A 12538-nucleotide genomic window follows, 5' to 3' on the forward strand; every position below is an offset into this window, starting at 1 on the left:
CTCCCTTTAATCGCCTTTAGAATAAATTATTCAGAATTTCCTTAATGCGGGCCCAAAGGCCTTCGGTCTTGGTGCCTTCGTCTTTCTTTTCCCGCTTGTGCGGGCGCTTGGGTTCTGCCGCCCGGGCGGGCAGGGTGGCCCCGTAACGGACCAGGCCCACGGCCGTGGCGTGGGCGGGGGTGGCCACCACGTCGGTGAGGCCAGAAACCCCTTGGGGTTTGCCCAGGCGTACCGGGAGGCCGTACTGCTGCCGGGCCAAGAGGTCAAAACCCCGCAGGAGGGCCGTGCCCCCGGTGAGGACCACCCGGTTCACCTTGATCTCCAAGGGCCCTAAGGCCTCGTCCACGGATTGGCGGGCCAGGTGAAGGATTTCCCGGAGCCTGGGCCGGATGATGCGGGCGAGCTCCGGGGCCGGCACCTCGCCCAAGGAACCACCCTCTTGGTTGATTTCCAGAACCAGTTCGGGATCGGCCAGCTCCGGAAGCGCTGCCCCGTACTTGCGCTTGACCCGCTCCGCCTCTTCAAAGGGAATCTTGAGGAGCTGGGCGATGTCCTGGCTCACATGGTCCCCCCCGAGGGGCAAGACGGCGGAGTGGGCGAGCCGGCCTTCCCGGAAAACGGCCACGTCCGTGGTGCCCCCGCCCACGTCCAAAAGGAGGATGGTCATGTGCTCCTCTTCCGGGCCCAGGACGCCGAGGCCGCTCGCCAGGGGCTGGGCCACCAGGGCCTCCACCTCGAGCCCTGCCGCTTCCACCGCCCGGCGGAGGTTGGCCAAAGGCCCCCGTCCGGCGGCGATGAGGTGGACGTCCACCTCGAGGCGCACCCCCGCCATGCCCACGGGGTCCCGGATCCCTTCCTGCCCGTCCACCTTGAACTCCAGGGGCAGGGCGTGGAGGAGTTCTTGCTCGGCGTCAAAGGGATAGGCTTTGGCCTGCTCCACGGCCCGCTCCACGTCCGCCTCGGTGATGCTTTGGCCCCGGCGGATGGCTGCCAGGCCGTGGCTGGTGACGCTCCTAAGGTGGGGCCCCCCCACGGAGAGGACCACCCGCTCCACCCGTACCCCGGCCACCCGTTCCGCCTGATGGACGCTTTGCCGGATGGCTTCCGTGGTGCGCTCCAGGTTGACCACCACGCCCCGCCGCAAGCCTTGGGAAGGGGCGGTGCCCTCGCCGATGATGTCCAGGACGCCATCGGGGGCCAGTTCCCCGATGACGGTGGTAACCTTGCTGGTGCCGACGTCCAATCCTGCGATAATCATGGGCGTAAACTCACCCCCCAAGAATACAGGTACACGTGGCCCTGGGGCCAGGTCGCTTGGGCATACTCTAGCAGAAGCTCGGCGCTTGCGGCAAAGAGGGTGGTGCCGGGAAGGTCCACGTAGAAGCCCGCCGGGGTGTAGCGGATGCGTTTCGCCTTCGGGTAGGCGCGGGCTAGGGCCAAAAGGGCCTCCTTGGGAAGGGGGCCCTTCCCCTCTACCCAAGGCCCCGGCGCATACGGGGCCCCACCCGGGAGGAGGGTGCCGTCTTTGGCCAGGGCGGCGCCGTCCGCCAGGGGCAAAAAGGGTTCCCGCTCCCGCACAATAAGGCGCACCACCCCGGGTTTGGGCTTCTCCAGGTGCGCTTCCGCCACCCAGGGGTCCTCCAGGAGAGGGGAGAGGCGGGTGGGGAGGACCCAAAGCCACGGGTCTCCCGGGTGGAGGCGGGCCTTGGCCAAAACGGCCTCCTCCTTCAGGTGGCGTAGGCCCACCACCTCCACCTTCTCCACGGGGAAAAGGACCAGGCTTCCCACGTAAAGGGTACCGAGGAGGAGGAGAAGGAAGAGGGTGCGCACTGGCTTCATCTTACCCCCTTGCGCTTGCGTGCGGCTTAACCTTCAGGGCCACACCTCCCACTCCAGCTCCAAGGGAAGCTCCTCCCGGATGCGCCGGACAAGCTCCAGCACGTCCTTGGCCGTGGCCTGCCCCAGGTTGACGATGAAGTTGCCATGTTCCAGGGAGACCATGGCGTCCCCGACCCTTAGGCCTTTTAGCCCCCTTTGGTCAATGAGCCGCCCCGCCGATTGGCCCGGAGGGTTTTTGAAAGCGCACCCGGCGCTTTTCCGTTTGGGCTGGCCCTTGCGGGCGGCGTCCACCTCGGCCATGCGCTTGAGGATTTCCTCCTTGGGCCGCTCCCTAAGCTTGAGCCGCACCCGGGTCACGATGCCCCCTGGGGGCAGGCGGCTTTGCCGGTAGCCGAAGCCGAGCTCCTCCGGCCGGTAGAGGTGGAAGGCCCCGTCGTGGAAGATTTCCACCACCTCCAGGGCGTCCGCCATCTCGCCGAAGCGGGTGCCGGCGTTCATCTTCACCGCTCCGCCCACCTGGGCAGGGATGCCGAGAAGCCCCTCTAGCCCGGAAAGCCCGGCCCGGGCCGCCTCTTGGACGAGGAGGGGAAGGAGCGCGCCCGCCCCCACCCACCCCTTTAGGTCGTAAGCCTGGAACTCCCCCCCAGGCGGAGGACCCTTTCCGGTACTCCCTCGTCCATCACGAGGAGGTTGGAGCCGTTTCCCAGGATGCGGTAAGGGGCCTCGGTGGCCCGCTTTAGCTCCTCCCGGGTTTCCAGCGTCCAAAGCTCCGCCGGCCCCCCCACGCCCAGGGTGGTGTAGTCCTTTAGGAGGACCCTTTCAACCTTCATGGACGAGCCTCCGGGCGAGTTCCGTCACGTCCCCCGCCCCCAAGGCGAGCCACAGGTCCTGGGGGCTTGCGGTGGCCTTGGCGTAGGCGAGGGCTTCCTCCGGGTAGAGGAAACGGGCTTCCTTTCCCGAGGCGGCAAGGCGCTCGGCGATCCTTTGGGAGAGGGCCTCGGGGGAGACCTCGCCCCTTTCCCCCGCCGTGTACACGGGGAGGACCACCACCTCCTCCGCCCCCTCCAGGGCCTTGGCGAAGTCCTCCCAGAGCTCCAGGGTGCGGAAGAGGCGGTGGGGTTGGAAGAGGACCCTTACCCGTCGGCCCAGGAGCTTGGCGGCGCTCAGGGTGGCCCGTACCTCGGTGGGGTGGTGGGCGTAGTCGTCCACCACCCATGCGCCCCGCACCTCGCCCAGGCGCTCAAACCGCCGGCCCACCCCGGGGAAGCGGGCGAGGCCCCGCAGAATGGCCTCCTCGGGCACGCCAAAGGCCAAGGCGGCCAGGGCGGCGGCCAGGGCGTTGTGCACGTTGTGGGCCCCGGGCACCCTTAGCTCGGCCTCCCCTAGGGCCTTGCCCCGGTAGACCAGGCGGAACCGGCTCCCCGTGGGGAAGAGCGCCACCCTTTCCGCCCACAGGTCTCCCCCTTCTCCAAAGCGGAGGGGGTTGAGGCCTTGGGCGGCCTCCGCCAAGAGGGGGTCCTGGACGGGGAGGACGGCCACGGCCGCTTTCCTCAGGAAGCCCGCCATGGCGGCGAGGAGGGCCTCGAGGCTCTCGTGGTAGTTGGGGGCCCTCTTCCCCTCGGGGGCCACGTGCTCCTTCTCCAGGTTGGTGGCCACCGCCACCCCTACCCCTACCCCTTGGAAGAGGGGGTCCGACTCGTCCACCTCCGCCAGCCGTGGGCCTAGGCCGAAGCGGGCGTTCCCGGGAAGGAGGGAAAGCTCCCCTCCAAGGAGCACCCAGGGGTCCAGCCCCGCCTCCAGGAGGATGCTCGCCAGCATCCCCGTGGTGGTGGTCTTGCCGTGGGTGCCCGTGACGCCCAAGGAGGGTTTTTGCGCAAGGAGGTGGGCGAGGAGCTCCATGCGCCTTAGGATGCGCATCCCCCGCCTCCGCGCCTCCAGGACTTCCGGATGGTCCAAGGGTATGGGGGTGGGGACGATGAGGGTGTCCTCCTCCCCCAGGTGGGCGGGGTCGTGGCCCGGCCAGACGGGAACCCCGAGGGCTTTGGCCCGCTTCCCAGGGGCCAGGTCGCACCCCGTGACCTCTACCCCCTCCGCCCGGAGGAGGCGGGCTAGGGCGCTCAGCCCCACCCCCTCAATGCCCATGACGTGTGCCCGCTTCATAGGAATTCCTCCAGCCAATCCGCGATGCGGCCCGCCGCCCCTTCGGGGGAGAGGCGGGCCATGCCCCGCTGGTAGGCTTCCCGCCTTTCCAGGAGGCTCGCCACCTGACCAGGGAGCCTTTCGTACTCCCCAAGCTCCGCCCCCCCCGCCTTCTGGTAGGCCCGGGCGTTGGCCGCCTGCGCCCCCCCGTCCAGGCTTGGGGGAAGGGGGAAGAGGAGGGCGGGCAGGCGGTGGAAGGCGGCCTCCGCCAAGGTGCCCGCCCCCGCCCGGGAGAGGAGGAGGTCGGCGGCGCTCATGGCCAGGGGGGCGTCCAGGAAGCCGGCGATGCGGTAGTCTTCGGTCTCCAGGAAGCGGTAGCGCTCCACCCACCGCTCCCCCACCTGGTGGAGCACGGACAGGCCCAGGGGCTTGAGGAGGGGGGGGAGCTTCTCGTTAAGTTCCAGGCTCCCCTGGCTTCCCCCCAGGACAAGGAGGAGGGGCTTTTGGGGGTCAAAGCCCAGGCGGGCCTTGGCCTCCGCCTGGGGGTAGCGCACCTCCCGCACAGGGTAGCCCAGCACCCGGGCCTTCTTGCCAAGCCCAGGGGGAAGGTCCGCGGGAACGCTTAGGGCGAGGCCCTTGGCCCAGGGGGAGAGGGCCTGGATGGCCAGGCCCAGCTTGGCGTTCTGTTCGTGGAGGAGAAGGGGGATGCCCTTGAGCCCCGCTAGGAAGGCCCCGGGGAAGCCAGCATACCCCCCGGTGGAGAGGACGGCCTTGGGGGGGTGCTCCCGGAGGACCCGCCAGGCGCCCCTAAGCCCTTGGAGGAGCTTGAGGGCCTCCTTGGGCCTGAAGGCGCTCCGGTCCAGCTTGCCTGCGGGGATGAGGGCGTGGGGGATGGGGGTTTGGGGGAGGAGGCGGGCCTCGAGGCCCTCCTGGCTTCCCAGGTAGAAGACGGCGTGCCCCCGTTTCCGCAACTCCTCGGCCAAGGCCAGGGCGGGGAAAAGGTGCCCCCCCGTGCCCCCTCCCGTCAGGAGGACCACGCCGCCACCCCCTTTCCCCTGGCCTCCCTGGCCAGGCGCAGGAGCACCCCCAGGGCGAGGCCGGAAACGAGGAGCGAACTCCCCCCGTAGGACACGAAGGGCAAGGGTACCCCCGTCACCGGGAGGAAGCCCACCGTCACCCCGATGTTGATGGCGGCCTGGAGGGTGAGGTAGAGGGTGAGGCCCAAGGCGAGGAGGCTTAAGGGACCCTTGAGGGTAAGGGCCAGGGAAAGCCCCCGGAGGAAGAGGAAGAGGTAAAGGAAGAGGACCATGAACCCCCCAAGCCACCCCGTGGCGAAGACCACGCTGGCGAAAACCATGTCGTTGTGGGCTTCGGGGAGGTGGGGAAGGTTCCCCCCGGGGCCCTGCCCCATGGGCCCCGCCAGGAGGATGGCCTTCTGCGCCTGGAGCACCTGGTAGGCGGTGTGGGCGGGGCTGGCTTCCCCTTGCAGGTAATCCAGGAAGTTCGTGAAGCGTTCGGAAACGTACCGGAATCGGTTCAGGTAGTAGCCGGAGAAGGGGGCGACCGTGAGGACCCCAGCGAGCCCCACCATGATGAGCCTCCGCCAGGGCACGCCCGCCAGGATGAAAAGCAAGGCCGCCAGGGTGACGAGGAACAGGGCGGTGGCGAAGTCGGGTTCTATCAGGACCAGGCCGGCGGTGACCCCGGAGAGGATGGCGGCCCCCAGGATGGGGGTGTCGTTCCCCTTTCGCCCCACGAAGGAGGCCAGGTAGAGGACCAAGGCCACCTTGGCTAGCTCCGAAGGCTGGAAGGCAAGGGGTCCCAGGTAGAACCAGCGCCTTACCCCTCCGGGCCCATCTCCCAAGAAGAGGACCAGGAGGAGAAGCCCCAGGGTGAGGGCGAGGAGCCCAAGGGCGTGGCGGAGAAGCCTTTCCGGGGGTAGGAGGAAGCCGAGGAGCAGGGCGGCGAGCGCCAAGCCTACCCGCAGGAGGTGGCCTTGGAGGAGGTCGGGTTCCGCCACCCCCACGCCAAGGAGGCCAAAGGCCATGAGGAGGAGCCCGCTTAGGAGGAAGACGGGGTCCACGGCTCACCTCCTAGGTCAAAGACCGCTTCCCGGAAGGCCTGGGCGCGGTCCTTGTAGTCCTTGAACTGGTCAAAGCTGGCGGCGAGGGGGGCAAGGAGGACGCTTCCCTGCTCCAGCCGGGCCAGGGCCTCGGCCACGGCCTGGCGCATGGCCTTATACCCATCCTTTTCCCCGATGACCACCACCTCTGCGCCGCCGCCCAGGGCCTCGGCCATCCTGGGGCCGTCCCGGCCCAGGGCCAGGATGACCCGCACCCGGGAGAGGAGGGGCCTTAGGGGGGCAAGGTCTGCCCCCTTGTCCTCCCCGCCCAGGATCCAGGCGATGGGGGCAGGGGCGGCCCGTAGGGCGGCGGCCACGGCGGGGGTGCGGGTGGCGATGGAGTCGTCAATGAAGACCACCTTCCCCTTCCTGGCAAAGGTTTGGAAGCGGTGGGGGGCGTGGGGCAGGGTGCGGAGGCTTTCCCGTAGGGCCTCCTCGTCCAGGGGCCTTCCGAGAAGGTCCAGGTAGGCCTGGGTGGCAGCCAAGGCCGCCCGCAGGTTGCTCTCCCGGGGGTCTTCCGCCGGCTGAAAGGGGTAGAGGCGGGCGGGGCTTTTTTCCGCCGCCTGCCGCACCTTGGCGTCTTGGGCGTTGTAGACCAGGGCGTCCTCTGGGGTGAGGTTCTTGAGGAGGTTGAGCTTGGCGGCGTGGTAGGCCTCGAGGCTCCCGTGCCGGTCCAGGTGGTCCACGCCCAGGTTGAGGAGGACCGCCACCCGGGGCCGGAAGGTGGAAACCCTTTCCAGCTGGAAGCTGGATAGCTCCGCCACCGCCACCTCCGCCTCGTCCACCACGCTCACCAGAGGGGGGTCCACGTTGCCCCCCTCCAGGGCCCTTATCCCTTGCCCCCTCAGGAGGTGGGCGGTGAAGAGGGTGGTGGAGGTCTTCCCGGCAGTGCCGGTGACGCCGAGGATGGGGGTTTTGCTTAGGCGGTAGGCCAGCTCCACCTCGCCCAAGACCTCGGCCCCCTCCTCGCGCAACCGCTTTAGGTGGGGGTGGTCTAGGGGTACCCCGGGGGCCGCGACCACCTGGGTGTAGCGCCCCTCCAGGCCGAAGTCGGGGGCAAAGCCGAGGGCCAGGGCAGTGCGCACGTCCGGCTCCTTGGGGTGGTCGTCATAGAAGCGGGCGGCAAGGCCCCGTGCCCTTAGGAAGCGCAAGACCCCAAGCCCGCTTCGGCCAAGCCCAAAGACCAGGATCACGCCCCACCTCCAAGCCCAAAGGCCAGGGCCGTGGCCAAGGCGGTAAGGACGGCGAAGCGGAAGACGATCTTGGCCTCTTCCCAGCCCAGAAGCTCAAAGTGGTGGTGCAGGGGGCTCATGCGGAAAAGCCTTTTGCCCGTGCGGCGGAAGTAGGCCACCTGGGCTACCACGGAAAGCACCTCCAGCACGGGGACGATGGCGGCCAGGGGCAGGAGCCAAAGCTTCCCCGTGAGCACAAAAAGCCCCGCCACCATGGCCCCTAGGGCCTGGCTTCCCGTATCCCCCATGAAGACCTTTGCCTTGGGGGCGTTGTGCCAGAGGAAGCCCAAGAGGCTTCCCAGGAGCGTTTGGGCGAAGGGGTAAGGGTAAAAGGGCAGAAGCAGGATGGCGGTGACGCTGGCGAGGAGCCCGTCCAGGCCATCCGTGAAGTTGAAGGCGTTGGCGGCGCCCACCACGGCCAGGAAGATGAGGAGGACGTCCAGGATGGGCCAAGGGGTGTAGGCCACCTGCCTGGCGGCGAAAAGGGCGAAGACCAGGGCCATGAGCCCCTGCAGGGCTAGCTTTTCCCGGGCCTTTAGGGGCCGGGCCAGGCTGTTGCCCAGGTCATCCAATAGCCCAAGGAGGGCGAAGCCGAGCCCCAAGAGCCATAGCCCCAGGAAGGGGTCCTTGCCCAGGGCCCAGTAGGCCAGGAAGGCGGCGAGGAGGAAGGCCACCCCTCCCATGCTGGGGGTCCCCTCCTTGGCCAGGTGGGACTGGGGGCCATCCTGGCGTACCCGTTTGCCCAGCCCCAAGCCCCGCATGAAGGTGACCCAGATGCCGGTGAATAGCCAGGATAAAAGGAGGGCTAAGGCCATACCACCTCCCTACAGGACAGAACGCGCTCCCCGGGCACCAGGTAGACCCATTCCCCAAAGGCGGCAAAGTCCTGGGCCTCGGCCAAGGGCTTCGCCCCTTCCTGGCGCACCAGGTAAACCGCCTTCCCCAAAAGGGCCACCACCCCACACACCCCCGCCTGGGCCTTGAGGGCGGGGGCGGGGAGGGGAAGGGTTTTCCCCTCGGGGTAGAAGAAGGCCTCCTTCCCCAAGGCCACCACCCCCTCCCAGGCCACCACCTGGCCGTAGCTTCCCCTCTGGAGCAGGGTCCTTTCCCGGTAAAGCCCTTCCTTGCCCACCCAGAAAAGCCCCTCCTCGCCTAGGACGGCGTCCTGGGCCGGGTAAGGGAGGAGGTTCCCTTCCGCCCACACCGCCCCGTCCAGGCCCACCACGGGCCTCGGGCGGGCGCGGAGGAACCGGGGAACGCCGGGGAGGGGGAGGCTTTCCAGGACGCCTCCCTTAAGCACCAGGAGCTGGTAGGGGTATGCGGCGTAGAGGGTGTCCTCCCCGGCGTCCAGGAAGAGGGGCGGGCCAGGGAGGATGGCTTGGAAGCGGCCTTCCACCAAGCCCCCGCGGGCGAAGCCCCCGGGGTAGGGGAGGGTAGGGAGGGAGGCTTCCAGGGGGGCGCAGGCGGCGAGGAGCAGGAGGAGGGGGCTCAGGCGTCCCATAGCTCCAGGATCCTTTCCAGGCCCACGGCCCTCGAGGCCTTCAGGTAAACGAGATCCCCCGGGGCCACGCGGGCCTTGAGCCAGGCCATGGCCTCTTCCAGCGTTTCCGCCGCCTCGCCCCCGAGGGCGGCCTGGGCCTTGGCGTAGGGGCCCAGGTAGAGGGGCCTTAGCCCAAGCCGGGCCGCTTCCTCCGCCACCTCTAGGTGGAGGGGCTCCGCCAGGGCCCCAAGCTCCCGCATCTCCCCTAGGACCACCCACTTCCGGCCAGGTTGGGCGGCAAGCCAGGCGAGGCCGGCCTTTACGGAGAGGGGGTTGGCGTTGTAGGCATCGTTCAGGAAGACCACCCCTCCCAGGACCCGCCGCTCCATGCGCCCCGGGGGTAGGCGTAGGCCGGCAAGCCTTTCCGCCACCCCTTCCAGGTCCTTTCCCAGGAGCTCCGCCACCGCCAAGGCGGCCAGGGCCCCTAAGGCGGGGCCGAGGCCGGGATAGGGGACCTCCACCCGGAGGTGGCGGTAGCGGAAGCGCGTCCTTTCGGGCAGAAGTTCCAACTCCCTTCCTTGGAAGGTAGCCTCCCCGAAGCCGTAGGTGGGCTCCCCCTTATAACGGCCGAAGGCCAGGAGCACCTCCTTGGCCCGGAGGCTCACCAGGGCCTGTGGGGCATCCAAGAGCTTGGCCTCTTCCTCCACCACGCCCCTAAGGCTCCCGAAGGCCTGGAGGTGCTCCTCCCCCAAGGCGGTGAGGACGGAAAGGGCGGGCTCGGAAAGGGCCATGAGCTCCGCCATCTCCCCCACCCGGTCTACCCCAAGCTCCACCACCGCCCCTTCCGCCCTGGGGTCCAGGTGGAAAAAGAAGCGGGTGAGAGGGGGAGCGGTGTTCTGGTTGCCGAAGGGGGCGGGAAAACCCAGGCCCTGGGCCAGGGCCTCCTTGGTGGTGGTCTTGCCGGAGCTTCCGCCCACCGCCACCACGACCCCGGGGAAAAGCCGCCTCAGGGCCTTGCCCAGGCGGACTAGCCCCTGGCCAGGGTCTTCCACCTCCACCGTGGCCTCGCCAGGGACGTCCGCCAGGACGAGGTTTGCCCCCTTGGCCCGGGCCTCGGGGATGAAGGTGCGCCCGTGGGTCCGGGTTCCGGGAAGGGCCACGAAGAGGCTTAAGGGGGTCACCTCCCGGCTATCCCAGTGGAGGTCCCGCACCGGTCCGCCTCCAGGGTGGAGCCGCCCCCCGGTGGCCTCCGCCACCCATTCCGGCGTTACTTCCCTAACATGAGCAAGATACACAAGACCCTCACCGCCCTTCAGCATAGGGGGGGATGCCCCGGTAGGCCAAGAGATGGCTGGCGATCTCCCGGAAGATGGGGGCCGCCACCTGGCTCCCATGGACCTCGCCCTTGGGGTGGTGCACGGCCACCACCACGGTGTAAAGGGGATTGTCCCCGGGGACGAAGCCGGCGAACCAGGCGGTGAAGACCTCGCGGGAGTACCGCCCGTTCACCACCACCTGGGCGGTGCCCGTCTTGCCCGCTAGGCGGTACCCCGGGAGGTGGGCCCGGGGAGCGAGGCCCTCCATGAGGGCTTGGCGTACGGCCTTGGCCGTGGCCTCTGAGAAAACCCTTTGTCCTTGGCGTTGGCTTCCGGCGAAAAGAACCGGCGGGCGGTACACGCCGTCCACCAAGGCGCCGAAGGCGGCGGCCAGGTGCAGGGGGGTTATCAGGAAGCCCTGGCCAAAGGTGTGGTTGGCGTAAGCGGCCTGGCTCCACTCCCTAGGGGGCTTGACCAGGGGGGCTGCCACCCGGATCCCGGGAAGGAGTTCGGGGTCAGTGAGGTGGAGGCGTTCCATGTAGCGGAAGAATACGTCCTTGGGCAAGGCCTCGGCCAGCAGGCTGATGCCCACGTTGGAGGAGTACTTGAGCACCTCCGCCAGGGAGAGCACGGGAGGGTGGGGGACCACGTCGCGGATGGTCCAGCCATCCACCACCCGGTGCATGGGGGCTTCCACCCGGGTGGTGAGGCTTGCCGCCCCTTCCTCCAGGAGCATGGCGGCGGTGAGGGCTTTCATGGTGGAGCCGGGCTCCAAGGGCACCAAGAAGGCGTGGTTGCGCCACGAGAGGTCCTTTTCCGGGTCCTTGCGCGGGGCCAAGGGGTCAAAGGCGGGGCCGTTGGCCACGGCGAGAAGCCTTCCTTCGCGGTCTAGGACGAGGGCAGTGGCAAAGCTTCCCCGGCTCCTCTCCAGGCCCTGCCACAGGGCTTGCTCCGCCATGGCCTGGATCCAGGGGTCTAGGGTAAGGGAGAAGGAGCGCCCTTCGGCGAGGGCGGCGTTGAGGTCGCGTTCCAGCCCCTCTAAGCCCCTGCCTGAGCTCCGTTCCCCGAAGCCGAGGAGTTGGCTAGCGCTTTGCCCTAGGGGGTAGGAGCGGCCGGATTGCAGGGTGACGGCCAAGGGCGTGCCGTCGTGGGCGTAGAGGGCCCCTCGAGGGGGAGGTGGGGCGGGAGGGGGAGGGGCCAGGCGGGGCGGGTGGGTGAGGAGGGCATAAACCCCCAGGGCGAAGAGGACCAACCAAAGGAACAAGCCAGCAAAGACCAAAGGGACCCGGCTTACCCCGGTGGTCACGGCGCCCACCTCCCTTGGCTCATGGGGACGAACCCCTCCTTTTTGGCCCATTCCAGGACCCGTAAGGGGCGGCTTGCCCGCCAGGCTTCCTGGAGGAGGGCCTCCTCTTCCTTTTGGAGCTCGGCAAGCCGGGCCTCCATCCGGGCGAGCGCCGCCTTTTCCATCTGGTTCCGGTGTCCCAGGGCGAAAAGGAGGAGGAGGGCCAAAAGGTAAAGGAGCCCAAACCGCACCGCCGTCCTCACGCCGCCTCCTTTTCCCCCGCACGCAGCTTGGCGCTCCTCGCCCGGGGGTTTTGGGCCACCTCCTCGGGGCTTGGGGTGAGGGGCTTTTTGGTGAGCACCCGGAGGCCGCTTTCCTTGAGGAAGCGCTTGACCAGGCGGTCCTCCAGGGAGTGGAAGGTGATGACCACCAGCCGGCCCCCGGGCTTAAGCGCCGCCTTGGCCTGGTGGAGGAAGTCCTCCAGGGCCCCAAGCTCGTCGTTCACGTACATGCGCAGGGCCTGGAAGGTCTTGCGGGCGGGGTGCCCCGCTTTGCGGAAGCCCACGGCCCTTTGCACCACCTCGGCCAGCTGGGTGGTGGTGCGGATGGGGGCCTTCTTCCTCGCCTCCACGATGGCCTTGGCGATGCGGTGGGCCTGCTTTTCCTCCCCCAGGTCCCGCAGGATGCGGTAAAGCGCCTCTAGGGGGAGGGTGTTCACCACCTCCATGGCCGTGGGGCCTTCCAGCCCCATGCGCATGTCCAGGGGGCCTTCCTTGTGGTAGCTGAACCCCCGCTTCGGGTCCTCCAGGTGGAAGCTGGAAACCCCCAGGTCCGCCAGGATGCCCGCCACCTGCTCCACGCCGGCTTCGGCCAAGACCTCCCGCAGATGGCGGAAGTTTCTCTGGAAAACCTTTAGCCCCGGCAGGCCTAAGGTTTGGGCCCGGGCTACGGCCTCGGGGTCTTGGTCCAGGCCAATGACCAACCCCCCCGCTCCAGGATCCCCCGGGTGTGGCCTGCCCCGCCTAAGGTGGCGTCCACGTAGACCTCCCCAGGCTTGACCGCCAGGAGGTCCAAGGCCTCTTGGTACATCACGGGAACGTGCTCGGTAATGCCTGCCATAAATCC

The 12538-nt window shown here is 68.6% G+C and carries 11 protein-coding genes and 2 pseudogenes; all 13 read right to left on the bottom strand.

Annotated elements, in window-relative coordinates; all coding sequences use genetic code 11:
* Nucleotides 1–16 precede the first annotated feature (16 nt).
* On the bottom strand, nucleotides 17–1258 hold the full coding sequence (gene ftsA, locus A0O31_RS10170) for a cell division protein FtsA (protein ID WP_071677749.1): 1242 nt from the start codon (nucleotides 1256–1258) through the stop codon (nucleotides 17–19).
* Nucleotides 1255–1839: an FtsQ-type POTRA domain-containing protein gene (locus tag A0O31_RS10175; protein ID WP_071677750.1), complete on the bottom strand. Its 585-nt coding sequence runs from the start codon at nucleotides 1837–1839 to the stop codon at nucleotides 1255–1257. The genes ftsA and A0O31_RS10175 overlap by 4 nt, the downstream gene beginning before the upstream one ends.
* Before the next feature lie 33 nt (nucleotides 1840–1872).
* A pseudogene (locus A0O31_RS10180) lies at nucleotides 1873–2669 on the bottom strand (UDP-N-acetylmuramate dehydrogenase).
* Complete coding sequence (murC, locus tag A0O31_RS10185) at nucleotides 2659–3999, bottom strand: UDP-N-acetylmuramate--L-alanine ligase (RefSeq protein WP_071677751.1); 1341 nt, start codon at nucleotides 3997–3999, stop codon at nucleotides 2659–2661. Before murC ends, A0O31_RS10180 begins: the two are co-directional and overlap by 11 nt.
* The gene (locus A0O31_RS10190) at nucleotides 3996–5015 is read right to left on the bottom strand and encodes a UDP-N-acetylglucosamine--N-acetylmuramyl-(pentapeptide) pyrophosphoryl-undecaprenol N-acetylglucosamine transferase (RefSeq protein ID WP_071677752.1); all 1020 of its coding nucleotides are present in this window, start codon (nucleotides 5013–5015) and stop codon (nucleotides 3996–3998) included. The genes murC and A0O31_RS10190 overlap by 4 nt, the downstream gene beginning before the upstream one ends.
* Entirely contained in the window at nucleotides 5003–6061 is a 1059-nt protein-coding gene (locus A0O31_RS10195) for an FtsW/RodA/SpoVE family cell cycle protein (protein ID WP_071677753.1), read from the bottom strand. The genes A0O31_RS10190 and A0O31_RS10195 overlap by 13 nt, the downstream gene beginning before the upstream one ends.
* Entirely contained in the window at nucleotides 6040–7293 is a 1254-nt protein-coding gene (locus A0O31_RS10200; RefSeq protein WP_071677754.1) for a Mur ligase family protein, read from the bottom strand. Before A0O31_RS10200 ends, A0O31_RS10195 begins: the two co-directional genes overlap by 22 nt.
* A complete protein-coding gene (locus A0O31_RS10205; protein ID WP_071677755.1) occupies nucleotides 7290–8147 on the bottom strand; it encodes a phospho-N-acetylmuramoyl-pentapeptide-transferase in 858 nt (285 codons plus the stop codon). Before A0O31_RS10205 ends, A0O31_RS10200 begins: the two co-directional genes overlap by 4 nt.
* Nucleotides 8138–8833, bottom strand: a complete 696-nt coding sequence (locus A0O31_RS10210) for a hypothetical protein (protein ID WP_071677756.1) — start codon at nucleotides 8831–8833, stop codon at nucleotides 8138–8140. Before A0O31_RS10210 ends, A0O31_RS10205 begins: the two co-directional genes overlap by 10 nt.
* On the bottom strand, nucleotides 8821–10131 hold the full coding sequence (locus tag A0O31_RS10215) for a UDP-N-acetylmuramoyl-tripeptide--D-alanyl-D-alanine ligase (RefSeq protein ID WP_071677757.1): 1311 nt from the start codon (nucleotides 10129–10131) through the stop codon (nucleotides 8821–8823). The genes A0O31_RS10210 and A0O31_RS10215 overlap by 13 nt, the downstream gene beginning before the upstream one ends.
* Nucleotides 10115–11434 (bottom strand): peptidoglycan D,D-transpeptidase FtsI family protein, encoded by a 1320-nt coding sequence (locus tag A0O31_RS10220; RefSeq protein ID WP_071677980.1) that lies wholly within the window; start codon nucleotides 11432–11434, stop codon nucleotides 10115–10117. Before A0O31_RS10220 ends, A0O31_RS10215 begins: the two co-directional genes overlap by 17 nt.
* A complete protein-coding gene (locus A0O31_RS10225) occupies nucleotides 11431–11676 on the bottom strand; it encodes a hypothetical protein (RefSeq protein WP_071677758.1) in 246 nt (81 codons plus the stop codon). Before A0O31_RS10225 ends, A0O31_RS10220 begins: the two co-directional genes overlap by 4 nt.
* Nucleotides 11673–12532: pseudogene (rsmH, locus tag A0O31_RS10230) on the bottom strand (16S rRNA (cytosine(1402)-N(4))-methyltransferase RsmH). The gene A0O31_RS10225 and the pseudogene rsmH overlap by 4 nt, the downstream one beginning before the upstream one ends.
* Nucleotides 12533–12538: the final 6 nt, after the last annotated feature.

This window comes from Thermus brockianus (assembly GCF_001880325.1).
GTDB classification, from domain to species: Bacteria; Deinococcota; Deinococci; order Deinococcales; family Thermaceae; genus Thermus; species Thermus brockianus.

Coding starts and splice junctions, on each gene's coding strand:
- A0O31_RS10210 (WP_071677756.1), bottom strand. CDS start 8,833: ATGGGACGCCTGAGCCCCCTCCTCCTGCTCCTCGCCGCCTGCGCCCCC.
- ftsA (WP_071677749.1), bottom strand. CDS start 1,258: ATGATTATCGCAGGATTGGACGTCGGCACCAGCAAGGTTACCACCGTC.
- A0O31_RS10215 (WP_071677757.1), bottom strand. CDS start 10,131: ATGCTGAAGGGCGGTGAGGGTCTTGTGTATCTTGCTCATGTTAGGGAA.
- murC (WP_071677751.1), bottom strand. CDS start 3,999: ATGAAGCGGGCACACGTCATGGGCATTGAGGGGGTGGGGCTGAGCGCC.
- A0O31_RS10175 (WP_071677750.1), bottom strand. CDS start 1,839: ATGAAGCCAGTGCGCACCCTCTTCCTTCTCCTCCTCCTCGGTACCCTT.
- A0O31_RS10205 (WP_071677755.1), bottom strand. CDS start 8,147: ATGGCCTTAGCCCTCCTTTTATCCTGGCTATTCACCGGCATCTGGGTC.